Source organism: Streptococcus infantis, assembly GCF_047464215.1.
Taxonomy (GTDB): Bacteria; Bacillota; Bacilli; order Lactobacillales; family Streptococcaceae; genus Streptococcus; species Streptococcus infantis_P.
The window spans coordinates 33938-59488 of the sequence record NZ_JASHCG010000015.1; the positions used below are offsets into that span (position 1 = coordinate 33938).

General features: G+C 42.0%; 23 protein-coding genes, 1 pseudogene and 1 riboswitch. Of the genes and pseudogenes, 6 read left to right on the top strand and 18 right to left on the bottom strand.

Features of this window, described 5'->3' with window-relative positions:
- Positions 1 to 7: 7 nt before the first annotated feature.
- The 5 genes from QM469_RS08610 to QM469_RS08630 form a co-directional block, all read right to left on the bottom strand.
- A complete protein-coding gene (locus QM469_RS08610) occupies positions 8 to 1387 on the bottom strand; it encodes a glycoside hydrolase family 1 protein (protein ID WP_414276555.1) in 1380 nt (459 codons plus the stop codon).
- A gap of 260 nt (positions 1388 to 1647) precedes the next feature.
- Positions 1648 to 3501: a proline--tRNA ligase gene (locus QM469_RS08615; protein ID WP_414276556.1), complete on the bottom strand. Its 1854-nt coding sequence runs from the start codon at positions 3499 to 3501 to the stop codon at positions 1648 to 1650.
- Between the two features lie 17 nt (positions 3502 to 3518).
- Positions 3519 to 4775, bottom strand: a complete 1257-nt coding sequence (gene rseP, locus QM469_RS08620; RefSeq protein ID WP_414276557.1) for an RIP metalloprotease RseP — start codon at positions 4773 to 4775, stop codon at positions 3519 to 3521.
- A 21-nt stretch (positions 4776 to 4796) separates the two neighbouring features.
- A complete protein-coding gene (locus tag QM469_RS08625; RefSeq protein WP_000613843.1) occupies positions 4797 to 5600 on the bottom strand; it encodes a phosphatidate cytidylyltransferase in 804 nt (267 codons plus the stop codon).
- An 8-nt stretch (positions 5601 to 5608) separates the two neighbouring features.
- Entirely contained in the window at positions 5609 to 6361 is a 753-nt protein-coding gene (locus QM469_RS08630; RefSeq protein WP_371608408.1) for an isoprenyl transferase, read from the bottom strand.
- Positions 6362 to 6576: 215 nt separating this feature from the next.
- Between QM469_RS08630 and QM469_RS08635 the strand changes: the two genes are divergently transcribed.
- The 5 genes from QM469_RS08635 to QM469_RS08655 all read left to right on the top strand — a co-directional run bounded on the left by QM469_RS08635 (position 6577) and on the right by QM469_RS08655 (position 11690).
- The gene (locus QM469_RS08635; RefSeq protein ID WP_049509840.1) at positions 6577 to 6972 is read left to right on the top strand and encodes a helix-hairpin-helix domain-containing protein; all 396 of its coding nucleotides are present in this window, start codon (positions 6577 to 6579) and stop codon (positions 6970 to 6972) included.
- A 370-nt stretch (positions 6973 to 7342) separates the two neighbouring features.
- Positions 7343 to 7930: a flavin reductase family protein gene (locus QM469_RS08640; RefSeq protein ID WP_414276558.1), complete on the top strand. Its 588-nt coding sequence runs from the start codon at positions 7343 to 7345 to the stop codon at positions 7928 to 7930.
- On the top strand, positions 7908 to 8468 hold the full coding sequence (locus tag QM469_RS08645; RefSeq protein WP_414276559.1) for a GNAT family N-acetyltransferase: 561 nt from the start codon (positions 7908 to 7910) through the stop codon (positions 8466 to 8468). Before QM469_RS08640 ends, QM469_RS08645 begins: the two co-directional genes overlap by 23 nt.
- Positions 8468 to 9046 (top strand): AAA family ATPase, encoded by a 579-nt coding sequence (locus QM469_RS08650; protein ID WP_414276560.1) that lies wholly within the window; start codon positions 8468 to 8470, stop codon positions 9044 to 9046. The genes QM469_RS08645 and QM469_RS08650 overlap by 1 nt, the downstream gene beginning before the upstream one ends.
- Positions 9039 to 11690, top strand: a complete 2652-nt coding sequence (locus tag QM469_RS08655) for a valine--tRNA ligase (protein ID WP_414276561.1) — start codon at positions 9039 to 9041, stop codon at positions 11688 to 11690. The genes QM469_RS08650 and QM469_RS08655 overlap by 8 nt, the downstream gene beginning before the upstream one ends.
- A gap of 29 nt (positions 11691 to 11719) precedes the next feature.
- Here the strand turns inward: QM469_RS08655 and QM469_RS08660 are convergent.
- From QM469_RS08660 to QM469_RS08670, 3 genes and pseudogenes are all read right to left on the bottom strand, one after another.
- A pseudogene (locus tag QM469_RS08660) lies at positions 11720 to 12092 on the bottom strand (group II intron maturase-specific domain-containing protein); the annotation flags it as partial.
- Positions 12093 to 12170: 78 nt separating this feature from the next.
- Positions 12171 to 12857 (bottom strand): YoaK family protein, encoded by a 687-nt coding sequence (locus tag QM469_RS08665; RefSeq protein WP_414276562.1) that lies wholly within the window; start codon positions 12855 to 12857, stop codon positions 12171 to 12173.
- A 317-nt stretch (positions 12858 to 13174) separates the two neighbouring features.
- The gene (locus tag QM469_RS08670) at positions 13175 to 13867 is read right to left on the bottom strand and encodes a hypothetical protein (protein WP_414276563.1); all 693 of its coding nucleotides are present in this window, start codon (positions 13865 to 13867) and stop codon (positions 13175 to 13177) included.
- 267 nt (positions 13868 to 14134) lie between these two features.
- On the opposite strand from QM469_RS08670, the gene QM469_RS08675 reads away from it, so the two are divergent.
- Entirely contained in the window at positions 14135 to 14365 is a 231-nt protein-coding gene (locus tag QM469_RS08675) for a hypothetical protein (protein ID WP_223140446.1), read from the top strand.
- A 211-nt stretch (positions 14366 to 14576) separates the two neighbouring features.
- On the opposite strand, the gene QM469_RS08680 is transcribed toward QM469_RS08675, so the two are convergent.
- The 10 genes from QM469_RS08680 to cls all read right to left on the bottom strand — a co-directional run bounded on the left by QM469_RS08680 (position 14577) and on the right by cls (position 25053).
- Positions 14577 to 15350, bottom strand: a complete 774-nt coding sequence (locus QM469_RS08680; RefSeq protein ID WP_414276564.1) for an NUDIX domain-containing protein — start codon at positions 15348 to 15350, stop codon at positions 14577 to 14579.
- A gap of 1 nt (position 15351) precedes the next feature.
- Complete coding sequence (gene pnuC, locus QM469_RS08685) at positions 15352 to 16128, bottom strand: nicotinamide riboside transporter PnuC (protein ID WP_414276565.1); 777 nt, start codon at positions 16126 to 16128, stop codon at positions 15352 to 15354.
- A 9-nt stretch (positions 16129 to 16137) separates the two neighbouring features.
- On the bottom strand, positions 16138 to 17196 hold the full coding sequence (locus tag QM469_RS08690; protein ID WP_414276566.1) for an AAA family ATPase: 1059 nt from the start codon (positions 17194 to 17196) through the stop codon (positions 16138 to 16140).
- A 240-nt stretch (positions 17197 to 17436) separates the two neighbouring features.
- Positions 17437 to 19869, bottom strand: coding sequence for an ATP-dependent Clp protease ATP-binding subunit (locus tag QM469_RS08695; protein ID WP_414276567.1), 2433 nt, complete (start codon positions 19867 to 19869; stop codon positions 17437 to 17439).
- A gap of 6 nt (positions 19870 to 19875) precedes the next feature.
- Positions 19876 to 20334, bottom strand: a complete 459-nt coding sequence (locus QM469_RS08700; protein WP_281335641.1) for a CtsR family transcriptional regulator — start codon at positions 20332 to 20334, stop codon at positions 19876 to 19878.
- A gap of 115 nt (positions 20335 to 20449) precedes the next feature.
- Positions 20450 to 21178 (bottom strand): ABC transporter ATP-binding protein, encoded by a 729-nt coding sequence (locus QM469_RS08705; protein WP_414276568.1) that lies wholly within the window; start codon positions 21176 to 21178, stop codon positions 20450 to 20452.
- Positions 21178 to 22185, bottom strand: coding sequence for an ABC transporter substrate-binding protein (locus QM469_RS08710; RefSeq protein ID WP_214262918.1), 1008 nt, complete (start codon positions 22183 to 22185; stop codon positions 21178 to 21180). The genes QM469_RS08705 and QM469_RS08710 overlap by 1 nt, the downstream gene beginning before the upstream one ends.
- Before the next feature lie 37 nt (positions 22186 to 22222).
- A complete protein-coding gene (locus QM469_RS08715) occupies positions 22223 to 22981 on the bottom strand; it encodes an ABC transporter permease (RefSeq protein WP_414276569.1) in 759 nt (252 codons plus the stop codon).
- Entirely contained in the window at positions 22944 to 23234 is a 291-nt protein-coding gene (locus QM469_RS08720; RefSeq protein WP_153225251.1) for an MTH1187 family thiamine-binding protein, read from the bottom strand. The genes QM469_RS08715 and QM469_RS08720 overlap by 38 nt, the downstream gene beginning before the upstream one ends.
- 76 nt (positions 23235 to 23310) lie before the next feature.
- Positions 23311 to 23413, bottom strand: a riboswitch (TPP riboswitch).
- A 107-nt stretch (positions 23414 to 23520) separates the two neighbouring features.
- Complete coding sequence (gene cls / locus QM469_RS08725; RefSeq protein WP_414276570.1) at positions 23521 to 25053, bottom strand: cardiolipin synthase; 1533 nt, start codon at positions 25051 to 25053, stop codon at positions 23521 to 23523.
- Positions 25054 to 25551: the final 498 nt, after the last annotated feature.

The following is a 25551-nucleotide window of genomic DNA, read 5'->3' on the forward strand; positions in this document are numbered from 1 at the left end:
AAAGTTCTTAAAACCCATTGTTATCGCTGAGTTCTTTAAACCAGTGGCCTGATTTTTTCAGACGGCGTTCTTGCGTTTCAAGGTCAAGCTCGACTAAACCATAACGGTTTTTATAGCTATTGAGCCATGACCAGCAATCGATAAAGGTCCAGATTAAGTAACCTTTACAGTTGGTGCCGTCTTCAATAGCACGATGGAGCTCACGAAGATGACCTTTGACAAAGTCGATACGGTAATCATCCTGGATCATTCCATTTTCACGGAATTTATCCTCACCTTCAACACCCATCCCATTTTCTGTCAGCATCCACTCAATATTACCGTAGTTTTCCTTGATGTTTTGGGCAATGTCATAAATCCCTTGCTCGTAGATTTCCCAACCGCGGTGTGGATTGATCTTACGACCTGGCATAACGTAAGGCTCATAGAAATGCTCTGGTAATAGTGGACTATCAGGATGCTTAGCAAAACGTGGCGCCATAACACGCAAAGGCTGATAGTAATTGACTCCTAGGAAGTCAACGGTGTTCTCACGAATGAGTTCCAATTCTTCGGCTGTGTATTCTGGCAGCAAATCATGCTCAGCTAAAATCTCCACCAATTCTTCTGGATAAGCTCCTAAAACAGACGGATCTAGGAAAGATTGTGCCTGAAAGAGGTCGGCAATACGAGCAGCCTTGACATCCGCAGGATGCTGACTACGTGGATAGGCTGGTGTCAAGTTGAGGACTATCCCAATCTTAGAACCCGGCAACATTTCGTGACAAGCCTTCACCGCAAGAGTGCTGGCTAGCTGGGTATGATAGGCAACCTTAACTGCTGCTTTGGCATCCACCTTATGTGGATAATGGGCATCATAGAAATAGCCAAACTCAACAGGAACGATGGGCTCATTGAAGGTAATCCATTGGTCCACAAGGTCACCGTAGGTCTCAAAACAGAAACGAGCATAGTCTTCATAAGCTTTAATAGTTGCTTTATTTTCCCAACCATCCCCATCTTCTTGAAGGGCAAAAGGCAGATCAAAATGATAGAGATTGACTAAGAGACGGATTCCCTTGGCCTTAATAGCCTCAAAGACCTGACGGTAAAAAGCCACACCTTGAGGATTGACTTCTCCACGACCCTGTGGGAAAATACGAGACCACTGGATAGAAGTCCGAAAGGCTGTATGCCCTGTTTCTAACAAAAGTTCGATATCCTTTTCCCAGTTTTCATAGAAGGTCGATGTCTTATCTGGTCCAATCCCATTGTAGTAGCGATTTGGCTCTACTTGGTACCAATAATCCCAGAGATTATCTCCCTTTCCGTCACCAGGCACTCGCCCTTCTGTCTGTGGCCCAGAAGTTGAGGAACCCCAGACAAAATCCTTTGGAAATTTTAGCATAGTACTACCTCTTTTTACGCTTTTAATGCTTATACTCTTCGAAAATCAAATTCAAACCGCGTCAACGTCGCCTTGCCGTATATGCGTTACTGACTTCGTCAGTTCTATCCACAACCTCAAAACGGTGTTTTGAGCAACCTGCGGCTAGTTTCCTAGTTTGCTCTTTGATTTTCATTGAGTCTTACTTTCTCTCATTATAAAGAAAAAACAAGGCAAAAACTAGTTACATTTTTGTCTTGTTTTTCTTCTGATTATAGATTTTATTTATTTGTTAGGATTTCAAGAGTTTCAAGCAAGTTATCTGCATGAACTTCGATCGTATCCCCTGTCGCCTTGATCTTCACTTCTACGATACCATCAGCTGCTTTCTTACCAACAGTGATACGGATTGGAAGACCAATCAAGTCGCTATCACTGAATTTAACACCGACACGTTCGTTACGGTCATCTGTCAAGACTTCGTAGCCTTTGTTGACTAAGGCTTCTTCGATGCGATTAGTCAATTCAAGACTTGCTTCATCCTTGACATTAACTGGAATCAAGTGTACATCAAATGGTGCCAATTCTTTAGGGAAGTTGATTCCCCAAGCGTAACGGTATTCACCCTTTGGAGTTTTGTTAACAAAGAGGCGAGCGTGTTGCTCCATAACTGCTGAAAGGAGACGGCTGACACCGATACCGTAGCATCCCATGATGATTGGCACAGCACGACCGTTTTCATCCAAGACATCTGCCCCCATACTTGCTGAGTAACGAGTACCGAGTTTGAAAATGTGACCAATTTCAATACCACGCGCAAAATTGAGAACACCTTGTCCGTCTGGTGAAATTTCACCTTCACGAACTTCACGGATATCCACATACTCAGCAGTGAAATCACGACCTGGGTTGACACCAGTCAAGTGGTAACCATCTTGGTTGGCACCAGCAACAGCATTGCGACTATCTTGCACCTTGCGGTCTGCGATAATCTTGACATGTTCTGGAAGATTGACTGGGCCAAGTGAACCAAAGTCCGCTCCCAACAATTCTTTCACTCCTGCCTCAGTTGCTGGCTCCAAGAAATCTGCTCCAAGGTAGTTTTTCAATTTGACTTCATTAAGTTGGTCGTTGCCAACCAATAGAGCTACAACTGGCTCTTGGTCTGCGATATAAACCAAGGTCTTGATTGTTTGCTCTTCAGAGATATTCAAGAAGGCTGCTACTTCATCAATTGATTTGACACCTGGTGTTTCCACACGTGCCACTTCTTCTTCAGTCACAACACGGTTGCTTGGTTTGTACTCGTTGGTTGCCATTTCCAAGTTGGCTGCATAGCTTGACTCGCTTGAGTAGGCAATAGTATCTTCACCAGAAACCATCCATTTGAGCAATTCTGCCTTGATTTCTTCTTGCACTTCTGCAGGAATCTCGTCAAATGATGCGACAGACTTGTCTAACACCACCCAACGATCAAGGTCTGTACGAGCAGGTGTGATGGCCATAAACTCTTGGCTATCCTTACCACCCATAGCTCCACCGTCTCCGATGATGGCTTTAAAGTCCAAGCCACTACGAGTGAAGATACGCTCGTAAGCTGCCTTGTACTCATCATAAGTTACATCCAAACTATCGTAGTTAGCGTGGAAGCTATAACCATCTTTCATGATGAACTCACGGGTACGAAGAAGTCCATTACGTGGACGTTTTTCATCACGGTACTTAGGCTGGATTTGGTACAAGTTCAGTGGTAATTGCTTGTAAGACTTAACAGAATCACGGACAATAGCTGTGAAGGTTTCTTCGTGAGTTGGACCCAAGATAAAGTCTGACTTCTCACGGTTTTTCAATTTATATAAGTCTTCCCCGTAGGTTTCATAACGACCAGATTCACGCCAAAGGTCAGCACTGAGAAGGGCTGGAGCCAACATCTCAACAGCACCAATCTTGTCAAATTCTTGACGCATGATCTTCTTGGCTTTTTCGATAACACGGTTAGCAAGTGGTAGGTATGAGTAAACACCTGCAGATACTTGACGAACATAACCAGCACGCAACATAAGGGCGTGGCTGATAACTTGAGCATCGCTTGGCATTTCGCGAAGCGTTGGGATAAGCATTTTACTTTGTTTCATAATTACTCCTCTAATTCTTAAAAGAAGGTTCGCATGATGTCGTTCCATGTTACAGCGAGCATCAATACGACCATAATGACAACTCCAACCAGAGTGACATAGGTTTCAATTTCTTGTTTTAGTGGTTTGCGACGGATCGCTTCTAGGATATTGAGCACGATTTTTCCACCATCTAGCGCAGGGATTGGAATCAAGTTAAAAATCCCGATATTGATGGAAATCATAGCCAAGAAGAACAAGACATTCTCAAGACCATTTTTAGCAGCATCACTACTTGCCTTAAAGATAGCAACAGGACCGCCTAGCTTATTCAAATCTGGTTGGAAGATCAAGCTTTTCAAAGCATTGAGAATACGCAAGGCTGAGTCAGCCGCACTTGTAAATCCACCCATAAACATGGACCAGATATCTGATTTGAGTCTTGGCTGAACACCCAGGATATAACGACCTTGACTTTCTTCAGGTGCCACACTCACTTGTTTTTCAGTTCCACTCTCAGCAATAGTCACATCCAAAACAGGCGCTGTTTTATCCTTGGTTTCTGCATCAACAGCCTGAATTAAATCTGCCCAGTTTGAAATCTCGTGACTGCCGACCTTAGTGATTTGGGCCGTATTTTCAACACCAACCTTAGCCAAAGCGCTATCTGGAATAATATTGAAGTTATTCGTTTGCGTATCACGAACACCGCCTTGCATGAAAATCAAGATCCAAAAAACGATGACTCCTAGAATAAAGTTATTCATAGGGCCAGCAAAGTTGGTGATCATTTTACCCCAGACAGTCGCATTTTGATATTGAACATCTAAAGGAGCGATACGAACTTCCGTTCCATCAGCTTCCACAATGGTCGCATCATGGTCTACTGAGAAGGTTTTCTCTTCTTCCAAGACCAAGCCTCTAATAAAGAGTTTGTCCTCAAAATCAAACTGAGTAACCTGCATAGGCAGAGCTGTCTGGTCAATCTTTTTACCAGAGAGATTGATACGCTTGACCTTGCCATCCACTGCCAATGTTAGACTTGCAGGGGTTCCAGTCTTAATCTCTGTCGTATCTTCACCCCAACCTGCCATACGAACGTAACCACCCAGTGGCAGGAGACGAATAGTATAAGCAGTCCCATCTTTTCCGATGTGGGCAAAGATTTTGGGCCCCATACCGATGGCAAATTCACGAACCAAAATCCCGGACTTCTTAGCAAAGTAAAAATGTCCGAACTCGTGAACTACCACGATAATCCCAAAAACTAGGATAAATGTTAGTAATCCTATCATTTAATTTCTATTTACCTTTCCTTAAAATAAGCCAAAGAGGTGCATAATCGGGAATACAGCTAGCATACAATCAAAACGGTCCAGTACCCCACCATGGCCTGGGATAAACTTACCTGAGTCTTTGACACCAAAGTGACGTTTCATAGCACTTTCGATCAAGTCCCCCAACTGACCAGCTATACTAAAGAAAATAGCAAAGACCATCATTTTGTAAATCCCATAAGGTAAAGCAACGGTACTATCAACTAGCATAAAAATCAAAGTCACTAGCATAGCAGCCAAGATACCTCCCATGGCACCCTCTATGGTCTTGTTAGGGGAAACTCTCGGAGCTAGCTTTCTCTTACCAAACTTCATCCCTACTAGATAGGCGCCACTATCGGTTGCCCAGACCATACAAAGTCCCAAAAGCGCCTTATCCAAACCTGCAATACGAGCATCGACCAAAGCATTAAAACCAAAGCCAACATAAAAACTCATGGCAATCGGAAAAACAGCATCCTCAATGGTATAGTTCTTGCTAAAAACCGTTGCTCCTAGCAAAATGAGAATCACGACACTATAAGCAACAACGTTTCCATCCACGGGCAAAAACTTCAGGTAGTTTTCTAAAGGAATAGTCAGAAAAAAGGTTGCTAGTAAAGTCAAGAGTCCTTCAGGCGTCATGGTATTTAACCCCTTCATGCGAAGCAACTCATGTACTCCCAACATAGCCACAATCCCCATGGCAATCTGGAGCCATAAGCCACCAATCGCCAAGATTGGGATAAAGATAGCCAAGGCCAAGATAGCAAAAAGGGTTCTCTTTTGTAAATCCTGTATCATAATATCTCCTAAACTCCTCCAAAACGACGGTTGCGACGATTGTACTCGATGATAGCTTCTTTCAAGGCTTCCTCATCAAAGTCAGGCCACAAGACATCCGTGAAATAGAGCTCGCTATAAGCAGCCTGCCATGGCAAGAAATTACTCAAACGAAGTTCTCCACTAGTCCGAATAATCAAGTCAGGATCACGCAAGACTTTTGGCAAATGACCCGTAAAGAGGTATTCCCCAATCAATTCCTCTGTGATATCACCAGGATTGATCTTTGCATCTAAAACATCCTGTGCAATCAACTTGACCGCTTGTGTAATCTCAGCTCGTCCACCATAATTAAGGGCAAAATTGAGAATCAATCCTGTATTTAACTTAGTCAGCTCCTCTGCCTTTTTCAAGGCATCAAAAGTCTGCTTCGGCAAACGATCAGTCTCCCCAATCATTTGAATTTTCATGTTCTTCTGATGCAATTCAGGAACAAACTTATCATAGAATTCAACTGGCAGGTTCATAATAAATTTGACTTCCTGATCTGGACGAGTCCAGTTTTCAGTTGAAAAGGCATAGACTGTCAAGGCTTTGACGCCCATATCACTAGCAGCAATAGCTACCTTTCTCAAAGCATCCATCCCAGCCTTATGGCCAAAGACTCGTGGCTGCATCCGTTTTTTAGCCCAACGGCCATTCCCATCCATGATCACACCGATGTGATCTGGCACCATTGTAGGGGTTTCTATTGCTTTATCTTTTTTTAAAAATCCAAACATGATTGTATTCCTATTCAAAAATCTATCGTTTCATTATACCATATTTTTCACTTTTCTTCTATTATTGCCTATCATTCTACGGCGAAATTTCCCATATATCTCCTATATTTCCAGTATATCAAGCCTTGCAATTCCTAAAGAAAGTTGATACAATAAAACCATAGAGATTCAATCCTTGTTCAGCCACAGGGATTTTTTATTGAAAGGATTTTATCATGTCAAAGACACTCCAACGTAAAAAACAATTGAGAAACAGCCTTCGTCGCTCAGGTGCATTTTCAAACACTGTAAACAAGGTTGTCGAAGAAACAAAAAAAGTTGTGAAACACGCTGAAAAAGCAGCAAGCGATGCAGGTAAAGCTGTCTCTAAAAAGGTTGAAAAAACTGTAGAAGCAACCAAAGAACAAGCACAAAAAGTTGCTACTTCTGTAGAAGATTTCGCAGCCAACCTAGGTGGACTTTCAGTAGATCGCGCTAAAACTTTCTACGATGAAGGTATCAAATCTGCAGCTGACTTCAAAAACTGGACAGAAAAAGAACTCCTTGCCTTGAAAGGAATCGGTCCAGCAACTATCAAGAAATTAAAAGAAAACGGCATTAAGTTCAAGTAATCTTTCTTGTTCCTTGCTTTTCCGTCAAAAACTTGTTAAAATATAGCCATTAGAGGTGTTTTGAGTCCCACATTTTACAGAAAGTGGCGGTGCTGAGAAGTCCACAAATGTATCAAAACTGGTTGCTAATGATATTAAATTAATAATTGAAATATAAATCTTTTTGTTTCCTTTTAGGACTAGACAGCGAGTTGCAGGCTGTACTCAAGTACGGCAAGACGAGCTAACGCCGTCATAAAAGAGAAACAAGAAGATTAAAGTTGCGGGCATGGCCCGAAATTGGGTGGTACCGCGGATAAACATATTCGTCCCTGTCAGATTGATGACAGGGGCGATTTTTCTTTTACACCCCTAGCCAAAGGAGGTTGTCATGAAACAATCTTTTAACACCAGTAAACTCTACTATGGTTTTCCAATCTTCATCTTGGGATATCAGGACCAGAACTTTGGGCACAATATCACAACCTGCAGTTCCTCTTATAGCCTGGGAGATTGGCTGGTCATCGGTGTTGGTGCTGAGGAGAATGCAGCTGACCAGATTAAGCATTACCAACAGTTCACTGTCAACATCCCTGACGAAAACCTCATGCTTGAGATGGAACAGGCTGGCTTCATCAGCCATCGGGAAAAGTTGAAACACCTGGGACTTGACTACGAGATTTCTGAGCGAACTCAGGCTCCGATTTTGGAGGCTTGTCCAGTCGTTTTGGATTGCCAGGTTGATCGGATTATCGAGGAAGATGGCATCTGCCATATCTTTGCCAAAATTCTCGAGCGACTGGCTGATCCAGAGCACTTGGACGATAAAGGGCATTTTAAAAATGACCGCTTTGCCCCAACTTACTTTATGGGGGATGGTCATCAGCGCGTTTACCGTTATCTGGATGACCGAGTCGACCCCATGGGAAGCTTCATCAAGAAAGCGAGGAAGAAGGATGACAAGAGCAACATTACCTGAACGAATCGAAACCGAGTGTCTAGTCTTACGAGTACGTACAGTGGCGGATGCTGAGGATATCTTTGGCTATGCCAGTCGTCCAGAAGTCTCTTACCCAGCAGGGTTTCCACCTGTCAAAACCTTGGAAGATGAGATTTATTACCTAGAACATATCCTTCCCGAGCGCAATCAAAAGGATAATCTCCCAGCTGGCTACGGAATTATCGTTAAAGGAACCGATACAATCATTGGTTCTGTCGATTTCCCCCGTCGCTACGAAGACGATGTGCTGGAGATTGGCTATACCTTACACCCGGATTATTGGGGTCGCGGTTATGTGCCAGAAGCAGCGCGTGCCTTGATCGACTTAGGCTTTAAAGATTTGGGTCTTCACAAGATTGAACTAACTTGTTTTGGCCATAATGTCCAAAGTCAACGAGTCGCTGAGAAGCTTGGATTTACCCTCGAAGCTCGCATCCGAGACAGAAAGGATGCTCAAGGAAACCGCTGTGACAGTCTGATATATGGCTTGCTGAAGAGTGAGTGGGAGGCGGATTGATGCATGTTTTCATCATTGGAGCTCCAGCCTCAGGGAAAATGACCATTGGTCAGGAACTTTCAAAACTCACCGGTGCGACTCTCTTTTTCAACCATCAACCAATTGATTTCGCACTCGAAATCTATCAGGATTTTACGGAAGAAATGTGGGAATTTGTTCGTGGAATCACCTTTTCTTTCCTTGGAGCAAGTGCAAGAAATCAGCGATCAGTAATTTTAACTGACGTAATTGATTTTTCAAATCAGTACCAGCTGATGTATTTAAAGCAAATTCAGGATTTATTGGATAACTTTCATCAAGAGATTCTGTTTGTTGAGTTGGAAACAAGTCTTGAAGAGCGTTTACATCGAAATCGAACGGAGAACCGGTTGAAGCACAAGCCCTTGAAATGGCATATTGAGGTATCTGAAAGAGAAATTTTAGAGACCGCTGAAACACTTCAATTAAATTCCCAACATCAACTAAATGAGTTGCACCACTACTTTAAAATAAATAATACGAATTTGTCTGCAGAAGAAGTTGCTAAGCAAATTCAAAATAAAATGAACAAAATAGAGAAAGGACAAACACATGTCTAAAGAACTTTCACCTAAATACAATCCAGCCGAGGTTGAGGCTGGTCGTTACCAAAAATGGCTTGACGAAGATGTTTTCAAGCCTTCAGGCGATCAAAAGGCTAAGCCTTATTCAATCGTGATTCCACCACCAAACGTAACTGGGAAACTCCACCTTGGTCACGCTTGGGATACAACTTTGCAAGATATCATCATCCGTCAAAAACGGATGCAAGGTTTTGACACCCTTTGGCTTCCTGGTATGGACCACGCTGGGATTGCAACTCAGGCTAAGGTTGAGGAGCGCTTGCGTGGCGAGGGCATCAGCCGTTACGACCTTGGTCGTGAGAAATTCCTCGAGAAAGTCTGGGAATGGAAAGACGAATATGCCACTACCATCAAGGAACAATGGGGCAAGATGGGGCTCTCTGTAGACTACTCTCGTGAGCGTTTCACGCTTGACGAAGGTTTGTCAAAAGCCGTTCGCAAGGTCTTTGTGGACCTTTACAAAAAAGGCTGGATCTACCGTGGTGAGTTTATCATCAACTGGGACCCAGCAGCTCGCACAGCCCTTTCCGATATCGAGGTTATCCACAAGGACGTCGAAGGTGCCTTCTACCACATGAACTATATGCTAGAAGACGGTTCACGCGTCCTTGAAGTTGCGACCACTCGCCCGGAGACCATGTTTGGGGACGTTGCGGTTGCAGTCAATCCAGAAGACCCACGTTACAAGGATTTGATTGGTAAAAACGTCATCCTTCCAATCGCTAATAAACTCATACCAATCGTTGGTGATGAACACGCAGATCCTGAGTTTGGTACGGGTGTCGTGAAAATCACGCCTGCCCACGATCCAAATGACTTCTTGGTTGGTCAACGTCACAACTTACCACAAGTCAACGTCATGAACGACGACGGGACTATGAATGACTTGGCCTTCGAATTTGCAGGCATGGATCGTTTCGAAGCTCGTAAGGCCGTCGTTGCTAAGTTGGAAGAAATCGGTGCCCTCGTCAAAATCGAAAAACGTGTCCACAGTGTTGGTCACTCAGAACGTACAGGTGTAGTGGTTGAACCACGCTTGTCTACACAGTGGTTCGTCAAGATGGACCAATTGGCTAAAAATGCTATTGCCAACCAAGATACAGAAGACAAGGTAGAATTCTACCCACCTCGTTTCAACGATACCTTCCTCCAATGGATGGAAAATGTCCACGACTGGGTAATCTCTCGTCAGCTCTGGTGGGGTCACCAAATCCCTGCTTGGTACAATGCTGAGGGTGAAATGTACGTCGGTGAAGAAGCTCCAGAAGGTGACGGATGGACTCAAGACGAAGACGTCTTGGATACATGGTTCAGTTCTGCCCTTTGGCCATTCTCAACCATGGGCTGGCCTGATGTCGACTCAGAAGACTTCAAACGTTACTTCCCGACTTCAACCTTGGTAACAGGTTACGACATCATCTTCTTCTGGGTGTCTCGTATGATCTTCCAATCATTGGAATTCACTGGTCGTCAGCCATTCCAAAACGTTCTGATCCACGGTCTTATTCGTGACGAGCAAGGACGCAAGATGTCTAAATCTCTCGGAAACGGGATTGACCCAATGGATGTTATCGAGAAATACGGTGCCGATGCCCTTCGTTGGTTCCTTTCAAACGGTTCTGCACCAGGGCAAGACGTGCGCTTCTCTTACGAAAAAATGGATGCATCTTGGAACTTCATTAACAAGATTTGGAACATCTCTCGCTATATCCTCATGAACAATGAAGGCTTGACTCTTGAGCAAGCAACTGCCAATGTCGAAAAAGTTGTCAACAAGGAAGCTGGAAATGTCACTGACCGCTGGATCCTCCACAACCTCAACGAAACCATCGGAAAAGTCACTGAAAACTTTGACAAGTTTGAGTTTGGTGTTGCTGGTCATATCCTCTACAACTTCATCTGGGACGAGTTTGCGGACTGGTATGTCGAGTTGACTAAGGAAGTCCTTTATAGCGATAACGAAGAAGAGAAAATCATCACACGTTCTGTTCTCCTTTACACTTTGGACAAAATCCTTCGTCTCCTTCACCCAATCATGCCATTCGTGACAGAGGAAATCTTTGGACAAATCTCCGAAGGCTCTATCGTTACAGCGGAATACCCAACTGTTAATCCAGCCTTTGAAGACCTTGCTGCCCACACTGGTGTGGAAAGTCTCAAAGACTTGATCCGTGCAGTTCGTAATGCGCGTGCGGAAGTAAACGTTGCTCCAAGCAAGCCAATCACCATCCTTGTTAAGACAAGCGATAGCGACTTGGAAGCCTTCTTTAACAGTAATGTCAACTACATCAAACGCTTCACAAATCCAGAACACTTGGAAATCGCATCAAACATCCCTGCACCTGAACTCGCTATGTCAAGCGTCATCACAGGAGCAGAAATCTACTTGCCACTGGCAGACCTCCTCAATGTCGAAGAAGAACTCGCTCGTCTCGACAAGGAACTGGCTAAATGGCAAAAAGAACTGGATATGGTTGGTAAGAAACTCTCTAACGAACGCTTCGTAGCCAATGCCAAACCAGAAGTCGTCCAAAAAGAACGCGACAAACAAGCCGACTACCAAGCCAAATACGACGCGACTGTAGCACGTATTGATGAGATGAAGAAGTTGGTAAAATAAAATCGAGTAGTGGCTAAGACTAACCCCACTCACACCACAGTACGTGCCGTTCGGCATACGGCGGTCCAACTAACTTTTAACACATGTCGTTCAAGGTAGTAAACCAAGTAAGAAACCAGTCCACGTTTTCGAGGACTGGTTTTGATATATCACGTTGAAGTACCGACCTCTGTGCCCTAATTGATAGTGTTCACCCCAGCCAGACACCTTATCTGCTATCCATTTAGGTACCCCTAGCTTAAATAGTCCCCATATTCATCTCGATTTCTTCTTCCATTCCTTTCAGATAATCACTCATAGGTGAGTATGCAAGCGCTCATCTATGCCGGTGACTATGCGCTTCATATTTCCCAATGAGAAATAGTTTATCCATCCCCTAATGGACAAATTCAGTTGCTCAAGAGTTCACCGGTATTGGGGAATGTACGACACGGCCATCGTACCAAAAACGGCAAATCTCAATTTGAGATTTGCCATTTTTTATATATTTTCATCTTGCAAATCGAGTTGCTTCACTCTAGCAATATAGTAAGACATTATCAAAACCAAATTAAAGCTGACAATCCAAATAGACCATTCATGGAGAAAATGCATAGATACAGCCAAGCTAATAGCACCCAATACGAAACTGCCTACAACAATGCCATAGTTCAAGGCTTGACGACGATATTCTTGAACATCTCCTTCTCCTCTAACGATGCGATACAAAGCAGTCAACATTTTTCGGTAATTTCCAGACATCATAAAAATGACATAGGGATGATCTTCAATCAAACTGTCCGTAAATGTTAGCATCATCATGCCTGTTCCAAAAGCAATAAAAGGAACTTCTAATAGAGGAAAGCGGGAAAAGAAGGGCAGAACAAGGGTCCCGATAAATAAGGGAAGCAGCATCTTAACCCGCCAATAGGCTGTTTTGCGATATTCTTTCGTGTGTAAGGCAAAAAGAAAGCCTAGGGAAAAGAATATAATCGAGCAGAATCGCAACATGGTATTGATGACCTGTGAGTCGTGCCAATCTGATATCAGTAGGAGGATATTCCCTGTCTGTGTTGCCACCAAACTATGGTACTGGATGTGACAGAATACATCCAAAGAACCACCGATAAAGCCAAGAAACACTCCCATGAGCCGTGTGTTTTGAGGTAAAATTAATTTATCCGTCATTGATTCATCACTCGTTTCCCTTTGATTTTTTCATTATACCACTTCTCTCGGAGAAACTAAGTGAAAAACGGTCAGTTCAGGTAGACATGATTACATATACTCCTAAGTTAGTCTCATCTCTGGAGTTCATTTATGACGTCTTATCAACTTCAAATGCTGTAGGTACTCATTAACTAAACTATTTTTAAACAAATTATAGTGGATTGAAATAAGATATGAACAGAGAGATTAGGAAAGTCAAACTAATTTCTAGAAATATTTTTAGCAGTTGTGGTGTACTGTTCTAGATTCAATCTACTATATTTCTGTACTGAAGTCTATGGCTGAATCAAAGCAACGCTAGATACAGTTCCATCTGCGCCTGTTGTAATTTGAATGATTTTTCCACCACCAATTTTTGCATTATATTTCCCATCATCAAGGGTATAGGCATAGCCTTGGATAGAGTAGTTTTCTTTCTTACCATCAGCAGATTCTACTGTAAATTGACCACCTGATGAAACAGTGATAGTCTCGCCATTAGCCCCCTTCCAGTTGCCAGCTGCGGCAGAGAAATCTCCATCAACCATGGTTAGAACACCCTTGTAACGTTTGTTGTGTTCTGCTTGCTTATCTTGAAGTTTGCGGTCAGTAGTTGGATCATAAGTTGACTGGCTAGTCTGTGCTTGAGAACCTTGTTGATTTGAGGGAGTTTGCGAAGATGCCTGTTGGTTAGAAGCTTCTTGGCTCTGTCTTGTTTCTGGCGCTGGTGTTGCTTGCGATTGATTAGCAGTAGTTGCTGACTGGTCAGAAGAAGCTGCCTTAGTTTTTTCTGTTGAAGTTGAACTTGAGGACTTCTGAGTTTTGTTCTCTTTACTTGAAGAACTTGCCTTAGAACTAGAAGATGCTTGTGTTGTCTTGCTAGAACTATCACTTGCAGTATTCTCTTTCTTATTGCCACAAGCCCCCAATAGTAATGTTGAAGCGAGTACAGTTGCAGCCATTAATTTGATAGAAGTTTTATTTTTCATTTTATGCCCCTTTTGTAACATTTTCGAAATATTAAGAAATACTTTTGTAACATTATTGTAATATTTGTTTTTGAATCTGTCAACTATTTATCTAAAATTTTTTAGTACATTTATTTCCTTATCCCTCCTATATCTTTTATTCGCAAAGAATTTAAAAAAAAAGGAAAATTTTCCTACGAGAATACTATATTTTGTAATTGTAATCGTTTGCATTTTTTTCTTAAAGTGCTATAATAAAATTGAAATAGATATTGGAGGTGTAGACTTATGTTAAGCAAATATTACAAGTATCTTCCTTGGGTGATTTTAGATGCTTTCGTTTCTTATGGGGCAGCTACTCATTACGCTCAAACAACATTTGATTTGTTCTACCTAACTGCCATTTTCATGATTGTCTACGTGGCTTTATTGTATTTACACGAAACCTATTTAAAATATAAATACAAAGATTTATTCATTCGTTTTATGAGTAATCCTAAAAAAGATAAACATCCTTAAACAAAAAATAACAACAAAAAGAGGCCGGGAAGAATCCCGACCTCGCTTTTTTATGACTAATAAACCTTTGACACGATAGTTGAATTGTCTTTTGATACAAACTTTATTTTCTCTACTCTCAAGCTCAACCAGTCATCGGATTTGTTGAAACTTCTCAGGACTGAGACTAGGAAATCAAGACTTGATCTATCGATTTCTGTCCCAAAGCTTTTTATTTCAATCGATAGGTTTTTCTTGGTTTCTTTTTAGGAACTCGTTTGAGCCCAACTTCTTCTACATATTCTCCGTATTTTACAAGAAAGTTATTGCTGACGATTGGTCGTCCTGGGTTGATGAGATTGACTAATTCGGTTCCTTCATAGACAGTGAATTCCTCCTCCAACAGATAAAGGAAGGTTGGGTTCCAATCGAGACGGCCTTGGATTCGTTTGATGGATTCTTGAATAATGGCATAATGGTCAAAGGCGAAGGCTTGCTCCCCCAGCTCTAGTCCCTCTAGGAAGCACTTGCCCGTCTGAAAATCGACATCGACAAAAACCACATCCTTGGCATCATCTCCAGCTTGAACGAGATCGAGTGCTCTGCTAGGTAGATACACCAAGTGGGCGATAGTAACCGTCCAGCCCCGCGGATCACGACCTGGGGTAGACACTGTCATCAACTGTTCGATTTTTTCCAAAGGAAGGTCAAGATTAACCTCCTCTCTCACTTCACGCTGACAAGCATGCCTTGCATCTTCGCTCTTATCCATAAAACCACCGACCAAAGCCAAACAGTTTTGATAAGGATGGGCCTTGCGACGAATTAGCAAGAGTTTGATTTTCCCTTCCACAAAGCAATAAGCTACCATATCCACCGTCACGCTCGGTTTTTCATACTGAGGAAGATCCTGTTTGCAGTACCAGTCTAAAAATTCCTTCTCAGTCGCATGAATTTCAAAATATTCTCTTTCTGTCATTCCATCCGGGATTATCCTTTCAGTCATCTTATCCCTCCTTGACAGCTTTTGTCCATTGGTACCAACCGACTAAACTATTGATGGTATAAACCCAGTACATACCTTGGATATGGATATTTTCACCCCACCAGAGGTAAATACTAAAGAGATTGGTAGCAATCCAGAAAATCCATTGCTCACGGTAAAGACGTGTCATCAAGAGCTGACCAACACCATTGGTCGCATCGGTAACACTGTCACGGAAAGGACGAGCGCTATGGATACTTTGGTAGGCAAAGCCCATGCCAATCCAGATGATAGCAGTCAAAGCCAAATATTTGAGCCAATCAATCAGGCCAAGTTTCTTAGCTTCAAAGTGAGACTCCTCTGGTTTTCCTTGTTCATTGATACGATTAGACAACCAAGTATAGAGACCAATAGGCTGCATGACAAAGAAATAAACTGTAGTCAATACTTCACCATAGAAAGTGGCATCCATAGCCAATACCAAGTAGATAGCAGAGTTAATAGCTCCAAAAAGGTAGTTACTAGCTCGACCTTCTGCAACCAAGATAACGCAGACAATCCCTGTCCAAGAGGCCAAAAGACCAACCCAATCATGACTTTCCGTGTTTTGTGTAAACTCCAGAATAAGAGGGACACTTGATAAAGCAATCAAATAGAGCCACTGGAAAAGACTGCGTCCCACAAAGAGGTCTTTCCAAAGCAAACGCATAACTCCTGCAAAACCAATTTTACGAGCTTCTGCGTGAACATTTTTAAAGTTTGCGATAAATCGAGTAATTTTTTCAGTTATTTTTTTCATTTTCTTCTCCTAATCTGCTTGGTAAATGGCATCAATAGCTACTTTTGCTGCTTCATAATTTCCTAGATAGTCATCAGCTAGATAAACATGAGGGATATTGGCTAGATATTGCTCCCTCATCATATCCAAATGCTGAGAAAAACTGTGACGGATATGGTCTTCTGCCATGGTCATGTCGCGAAAACCATCATTGACATAAGAGCCAACAGGTTGCACAAAGAGGATTAAATCCCACTTTTCCTTGGCTAAGATGGAAACAAAGAGATTATCAAAGGTCTCTCCGGATAAGTCCTCCTGCTCTTCGCTTTCCATGTAGTAATCGTAGTAGCCCTTGGTTACTAGTGAGTTGGTATCTGCAATGACTAGGCCTCGATTGGCATTGCTATCGATTAACTTGGAAGTTTGGTCATATTGGCCCAAAAGAAGGTAATAATAATCTTTTGGGGTAAGCTCATCATCTCGGACATTATTTTTTATCTGATACTCACGAGCATACTCCAGACTGACTGGCGCATCATAAAAGCGAGCTAAATCCTTGGCTAGAGTTGTTTTACCATTACTAGCACTTCCCATAATCAACACTTTTTTCGTAAACTGACGGCGGAAAGGTTGAGCGATGTATTTCCAATATTTGCTTGGATTTTCACGAATCATGCTAGCTGAAATTCCAAATTTTCTTTCCTGTAGAACAGTCTCGAAACCACGTTCTGACAATTCTTGTTGGTATTCGGACTCTCCTACAAAAAAGATTAGTTCCTCACCAGTCTGGTCATAGGAAATGGCCTGCAACATCTGATCCAACCACTCCTGCCAGCCCATTGGATAGCGTGGAATATTGCTTTCGTCAAGTTTACAAACAGAGGTCAACTCATCATCTCGAAAAGCTTCACGAATATAGCGAAATCTCTTTTGTAGTGTAAGCCCTACCTGTTCACCACGATCTCCCTTATAACCTGAAACTACCACCCATACAGCATCACATTGACGTTTTGCTCTTTGGATTAAATCAATATGCCCTTGATGTAAGGGAGCAAAGGTGCCAAAAACCACCGCTATACTCTTTTTCATATCTGTTCAACCTTTTTATAACTTTTTATATTATAGTCCGTTTTCCTGTGTTTGTCAAGACTTTTTTATTATTTTTTATAAAAACGTTGCTGCATGATAAGATTTTTTCACTTGATATACAAAACTTGATCAGGAGAATTCTGTTTTGAAATCCTTAAAATAAATGCACAATCCAAGTAGCTATTTGGGCAACAACTTTTCAAAAAAGAGGCTGAAACAATCTGTTCCAACCTCACATTTTTAAACAATCTCAAATTTTAATTGACCAGCTTTAACACCAATCTTCAGAGTCTTGCCAGCTTCCAATTCACCTTTAAGGAGAAGCTCTGCTAGCTTGTCTTCTACTTCCGTTTGCAAAGTTCTACGAAGTGGACGAGCCCCCATCTCTGGATCATAGCCTTGCTGAGCTAGAAGTTTTAGGGCAGATGCTTGGAGTTTCAAGTCAATTCCTTTTTCTGCTAGGCTTGCAATCAATGGTTTAACCATAATCTTAACTACTTCTTGCATATCTTGACTTGACAAGCTATGGAAGACTACCTTCTCATCAATACGATTGATAAACTCTGGACGATAAGCCTTTTTCAGTTCCTCAAACATACGTTTTTCCATATTTTCTTGATCAAAACGAATGTCCTTAGCTCCAAAGCCGACTGTTTTATCATCACGAAGGGCTGTTGCACCAAGGTTTGACGTCATGATAATAATGGTGTTTGAGAAGTCAACCTTGCGACCTTTACTATCTGTCAAGACACCATCATCCAAGACTTGTAAGAGTACATTAAAGATGTCTGGGTGCGCCTTTTCTACTTCGTCAAAGAGCAGTACTGAGTACGGTTTATTGCGAACCTTCTCGGTCAACTCTCCGCCTTCTTCGTAGCCTACATAACCTGGAGGAGCTCCGTTGAGACGGCTGGCTGCGAATTTCTCCATATACTCACTCATGTCAAAACGGATAAGGGCTGATTCGTCATCAAAGAGGACTTCTGCCAAGGCCTTGGCCAATTCGGTCTTACCAACACCTGTTGGTCCTAGGAACATAAAGGATCCGATTGGACGTTTATGACTACGAATACCAGATTGGTTACGGCGAATAGCACGACTGATACTAGATACAGCCTGTTCCTGTCCGATCACACGTTTATGCAGTTCAGCTTCAAGGTTGAGATACTTCTTGGCATCCGTTTGGGTTAATTTTTGCACAGGAATTCCTGATAAGCGACTCAAGGTGGTCAAAATATCAGATTCTTCTACTACATCTTTATAAACAGGTACTTCCTGCTCTTTTGCAATGAGCTGAGCTGCTTGCTTCCATTTTCCATCCATCAAGGCCTTATCAGCTGGTGTTAAACCTGACTCTTCTTGTTTAGCGTGTTTCGATTTATTTTGCACTGTTGCTGCCGCTTCATCCAAAAGATCGATTGCTGAGTCTGGCAAATGACGACTCGTCAAATAACGATGTGCCATTTTGACAGCTGTTTCGACTGCATCGTCTGTAATTTGGACATGGTGGTGTTTCTCATAAGTTGCTTTCAAGCCCTGCAAAATAGCCATACTATCTGCTAAACTTGGCTCCTCAATCATCACTTTAGCAAAACGACGAGAAAGGGCTGCGTCTTTTTCGATGTGCTTTTGATACTCTTCCTGAGTAGTCGCACCGACAGTTCTCAGAGTTCCACGTGCCAAGGCAGGTTTCAGGATATTGGCTGCATCCAAGGTCGAATCAATCCCACTTCCTGAACCCATAATGGTATGAAGCTCATCGATAAAGAGGATGACCTTGCCATCTTCCTCGATATCTTTGATGATATTGTTCATACGTTCTTCAAAGTCTCCACGGAAACGAGTTCCCGCAACCACATTCATCAAATCAAGCTCTAAAACTCGCATCTTAGCCATTTCATCAGGTACATCCCCGTTGGCAATACGTTGCGCAAGACCAAGTGCTAGAGCTGTTTTACCGACACCTGCATCTCCAACTAGGACTGGATTATTTTTTGTCTTACGGCTCAAGATTTGAATCATACGAGAGATTTCTTGGTCACGCCCGATGACTGGTTCCAATTTACCTGAGCGAGCTTGCTCTGTAAGATCATGCGTATAATCTTCCAAACCTCCACTTGGTGTCTGAGGCATGCCCATCATATTAGCCATAGAATTTTGCTTGTCCGCTACCGTACGATGGCGTTGACGAAGGGCCTTCAAATCATCTCTAGTCCAACCAGCACGCGCTTCAAGACTACGACGAAGTCCAGCAATCTTGACCTGATCCTTCTGATCTTCGTAAGAAAATCCCGCTTTTTCTAGAATACGAGTAGCCAAGGCATTGCCATCATGTAAGATAGCATAAAGCACGTGCTCTGTTCCTAAAACCTTGGCATGCACAACAGAAGCTACATGCTCTGCTTCCAACAACAATACCTTCAAACGGTGTGAAAAAGGCAACTCCTGATAATTTTCCTTATCGCTATACTTTGTTTCCGTCAGCTCTACAGCAACTTCCTCCAAACGATCAATCTCATATGGAAATTCGTTCAAAGTCGCCCCAGCTACACTGTAACCATGATTGGCCATAGCAGTCAATAGGTGCCAAGACTCTAGGTATTCTGCCCCAAAATGACTGGCGACCAGAAAGGCACTTTCTATACATTCTTTCAATGCTTTTGAATATTTCATTTAGTTCTATTTTCCTTTTCTATCTACCTCTTGTAATAACTGTCGGAGCATATTGGCACGGATAAGATTGGCATCCTCACCTAAAACTCGGTCTGTCGCCATCGCTAGCAATAGATTCATCTCCTGACGAGTCACTAAATCCTGTTCAAACAAGAGTCTTAAAACATCTTCAAAGATAGCTAGGCTAACTTCTTCACCTACCGAATACAGTAAATCGCGGAGCATTTCATGGTGGTTTGAGAATTCGATCCGTCCTATACGAATGTAGCCACCACCACCACGCTTACTTTCAACCAAGTATCCCCTGCTTTCTGTAAAACGAGTCTTAATCACATAGTTAATCTGACTAGGAACAACCTGGAAAGTATCTGCCAACTGACTCCGTTGCAACTCCACAATACCAGATTGATCTAAAATTGCCTTGATGTAGGCCTCAATATGATCTGATGTATTTTTAAGTCTCATAACAAACCCACCTCTCTTTAAACCTTGACTATCTTTGACTATTATACCGAAATTTTTTCATTTTTAAAAGAAAAAGGGGCTGGTAATGAATAATCCTCACCAACTCCCTATCTTTCTACTTATCTAAGCCTAATTCTGCCAAGATTTGACGTTTGTAGGCAATCTTTTGGACTTCCTTGTCCTCGTCTTCAGACCAATCTAGTTCAATTTCTGAAACAATCTGCCCAGGGCGATTTTTCAAGATATAGATACGATTGCTAAGGTTAAGGGCCTCCTCGATACTATGCGTAATGATGAGTGTCGTCAGGCCTAGCTGTTTATGAATCTCCAAATACCAGGCATGAAGTTCCATTTTGGTCATCTCATCCAAGGCACTAAAGGCCTCATCTAAAAGAAAGAGCTTGTGCCCAAATAGGTAAGTGCGAAGTAAGGCCACACGCTGGCGCATCCCGCCACTAAGCTCATGAGGATACTTGTCCCGTACAGCCGTCAACTGGAAGGTTGCAAGGATTTCATCCGCTTTGGCAATAGCTTCTGCCTTATCCACCTTTTGGATCAAGAGAGGCAGGATGATATTTCCTAGCACCGTCTTGTGTTCCAAGAGCAGATCCTTTTGTAGCATATAGCTCACGCGCCCCTTGGGATTTTCCTCACCGTCAAGAATGATTCGCCCCGACTGGACTTCTAAAATCCCTGCAATCAGGTTAAAGAGAGTGGTCTTTCCTACACCACTGGGCCCTAGGATAGAAACCACTTCACCTGAAGTCACTTGTAGGTTAATATCTTCTAAAATCTTCTCATCATCGTAGGCATAGCTTACGTGTTCTAGTCTAATTTCTGTCATTATTTTACAAATTCATTAGTGAAACCTTTGTCAGTCAAGTCTTCCTTGAGGATTCCATTTTCCTTATCCCATTTGTAGAAGGCATTCCAACGGTCAGCATCAAACTGTCCCCATTTTTCCTTGTCGCTTGCATATTCTTTTGACAAGTATTTCTGAGATTCGATGACAAAGTCACGTTTATCTTTGAGTTCAGGTGCATTTTTGATGAGGATATCTGCAGCTTCTTCTGGGTGCTCCATAGCGTATTGGTAGCCTTTTTTGATGGCTTGGATAACTTTGCGAGCTTCTTCCTTGTTGTCTTTCAGATAGTCGTTGTTAGCGATGATAACTGGTGAGTAGTAGTCAAACTCTTTTACATAGTCTTTCAAATACATAAAGTTGGCATCCACTCCTTGAGATTTGGCAAGAATTCCATCCCAACCATAATAAATCCAAGCAGCATCAAAAACGCCATTGGCAATCGGTGTGATAGAGTTTGAGTCGTTGTTTGGTACTTTTTCAACCTTCTCAAAGTCTCCACCCTGAGATTCTACCAAGGTTTTCAGCATAGCAAGCTCAGTTGGGTCATTCCAGGTTCCGTATTTCTTGCCAACCAAGTCTTTTGGACTATTGATATTGTCAGACTTACGAGAGATAATCCCTGATGTGTTGTGCTCTACAATCGCTGCAACGGCAGTAATGCCTGCCCCTTTTTCCAATTTCTTAGCCATATAGTCTTGGAAGTAGATAGCAAACGGTGCCTTACCGTTGATAACTAAATCAGATGAGCTTTCTTCTGGTGGCAATTTCAAGTCCACGTCCACTCCAGCTTCCTTAAAATAACCTTTTTCCTTGGCTACATAAAGCCCTGTATGGTTGGTATTTGGTGTCCAGTCTAGGATAAAGTCAATTTTTTTGAGTTCTGCTTCTTTGTTATCCTTAGAAGCAGTTCCTTGGCCACAAGCCACAAGCACGACAGCCACAAGAGCTGTTACAATCGTTAAAAACACTTTCCATGTTTTCTTCATTTTTATTTCCTCTTTTCTTTTTCCAAAACGCTCTATTTTAAGTACGTTTCCATTTAATCACATATTTTTCACTAATATCAACCAACTTCATACCCAAAAGGCTGATCAGCGATACCAGAATAATAATGGCAAACATGGTATCATACTGAAACAGTTTTTTAGACTGAATCATGTAGACACCAAGTCCTTCAAAGCCTCCCAACCACTCAGATACCACTGTTGTGATAAAGGCGTAGGAGACACTCACCCTCAGTCCTGCATAAAAGTAGGGCAGGCTGACAGGGATTTTAAAATGCCAAAGGATTTGCCAAGGATTGGCGCACATCAGACTAAATAAGGTCAGCATGTCCTTGTCACAATGCCTAAAACCATCCAAAATGCTGACGATGATAGGAAAGGTTGTCGTCAAGATAATCAAGACAATCTTGGGCAAGATTCCATAACCCAGCCATAAAACTAGGATAGGTGCTATGGCAATGGTTGGAATGGTCTGGACAACCACCATCATTGGGTAAATCAGGTCATTTAACCATCCCAGACTATCCATAAGGACGGCCATGATACAGGCTATCAAGACTCCCAATATCAGACCTAACAAGGCAACCTTTAACGTCGCCCAACTATGGTACCAAAGAAATTCTCTGTCACGAACAAAAGACTGAAGGATTTCAAGTGGTGTCGGCAAGATAAACTTTGGTAGGAGTTTTAACAAACCCGCTAACTGCCAAAGAGATAAGACACCCAAAAATCCTAGCAGACTAATATGCCGTCTCATGATACTTTTCAAGTTTCTCATCAATACTTAAAATCTCTCCTACATTTATTTTCACATTGGCAAAAACATTATCTGCCCCTTGACCTGCCACTTCTAAAGCTTCTTTGAGAATACGCATCAGTTCCTCAAAGTTTCCTTCTAGGACTGTTTCAAAAGGTGTCACCACCATGGACACTCCTTGAGCCTGCAGATAAGCAATAACTTGATCAATAAGGGCTATGCGGTCAATCCCTTGTGACAGGGGTAAGACTTGTAAAGCAATGCTTGCTTTCATTAAAACCTCCTTCTAAGTTACAGTTTTTCTTTATAAAAAAAGAAAAACCTCTTTCATATATGAAAAAGGTGCAAAATTAGGCCAAGTATTCGTTCCCTACGCTGGCATTACCCAGATCAGGTGCGGTCGAAGTTTAACACTTCCTCTCAGACTGTACACAGACTCCCATATATTATATGGACATATGATAACGCAAAACAAACAAGATGTCAAGGAAACTGCTTACAGAAAAAGAGACGGCAAACCTTCTCTTTCTCTAATTATACAGATGAACTAGCTCTTTCAATTAAAGCATTGGCGCAAACAACTGGGTCACTTCCTTGATTAATGTTTGATACCAGGTAGGATTGATCGTCCCTGGGAATACTTCCTGCGATACTTCAAAAATCTCTTCAAAGTCCTTACGAATATCTGCAATCGATGGTGTTTCGTACAACAAAACCGCATTTTCATAGTGATGAACCAAGCTACGATAATCTAGATTTATGGTTCCAACAACTGCGTATCGATCATCAACAATCATCTGCTTACTATGGATAAAACCAGGAGTATACTCATAAATACGGACACCAGCAGACAAAAGATCCGGATAGGCTCCTCGTGTTATCAGTTGAATAAGCTCCTTGTCTGGTACAAAGGGAGTGACAATTCGCACATCCACCCCTCGCATGGCTGCATTTTTAATATCTTCCGTCAAATCATAATCAATAATCAAGTAAGGTGTGGTAATATAGACAAAGTCTGTCGCTTGATTGATGAGATTTTGATAAACTATTTTCCCTACCTTCATCTGGTAGATAGGCTTGGGACCACTTCCATAAGGAATGCACAAACCTACTCCAGACCGCGTTTGATTTTCCAAATGATACTGATCAAAGTCACTGATTTCACCACGGTTGATGTACCAGTTCATGAGAAATAGTCTTGTAAAAGCCTGAACAGCTGGGCCGTCTATACGAAGGCCGCTATCTTTCCAATAGCCAAAACGTTCAATCTGGTTGATATACTCATCCGCAAGATTGACGCCACCAGTATAGGCAATCTGCCCATCAATAACCAAAATTTTGCGGTGATCTCGGTTATTATAGGCCACTGTCATACGAGGAATTACCTTATTAAACTTATGAGCCTCAATTCCCCGAGATCGGAGATGCACAGTATAATCACCTGGCAATGTCACCATGCAGCCGATATCGTCGTAGAGCATCTTAACTTCAACACCCTGAGCAACTTTTTCTTCGAGAATCTCAAGCATGCTGTCCCACATCAAGCCTTCTTCGACAATGTAGTATTCCAGGAAGATAAATTTCTCAGCCTTTTTCAAATCCTCTAAGATTTGTCTCCACATAGCCTCTCCAGTAGAGAAAAATTGAGAATCTGTCTGCTCGTATACCTCTGCATTGCTATCCATATGTAGCAAGGCATTGATAATCCCATAAGCAGACTTATCTCTATCCTTTAACCCTTGATGAAGAGCAAACTCACTCTTTTCATGGTTAGTAATGGAGCGTAGTTCCCTCAGCTGTTTCATTTCTTTTTTTGATAGTCTTCTCTCACCGAACATGAGATAAAGCAGTGGGCCAAACACTGGGACAAAGGTCACAATCAACCAAGTCACTTTGCTTTCAGGTGACATCGAACGATTGACAATCGCTATAACGGTTGCTACGCTGATCAAAAATACAAGAATCACCCAAATAATCGGAGCAATCTGACTCATGTAAAGAATAATTCCGAAAACAAGAAATAATTCTATCAGGATAATCGCAATACTAAAGCCATACTTGGACATTAATAAGCGAAATTTTCTTATTCTCATATCTCCCTCTCAATTTCTAAGTATACTCCCTAATATACCGTCTGAAAACGCTTGTTACCTTCTAGTATACTTAGTTTCATAAAACTTATCAAGCTTTTTCTGTATAGCCCGATAGTTCTACCTATAAAATTAAAAAGAGTCTGCGACAAAATAATTCTCAGCCACAAAAAAGCTAGATATTCCCAGTTGTGGAACTCTAGCTTTTCATCAACTCACTACAGTTGACAAACATACTAAGATTAGTAGTGAGAAAATCTCCGACGGGAGAGAGTACTCACTACTTTTTCTTTATGTTAAAGTAGAGGTGTCTTGTAAAGTCGTAGGGCTCTTTGGCGCTAGACGTCGCGTATTGAAAATAAAATCACTAAAATACGGAATTATTCAAGACAAAAGAGGTAATATCATGCGTACAGTATTTGGGATTGATGTGAGTAAGGCAAGTTCTGAGGTGGCAATTTTAGTCAACGGTGAAAAGATTCATGGATACACTATGCTCAA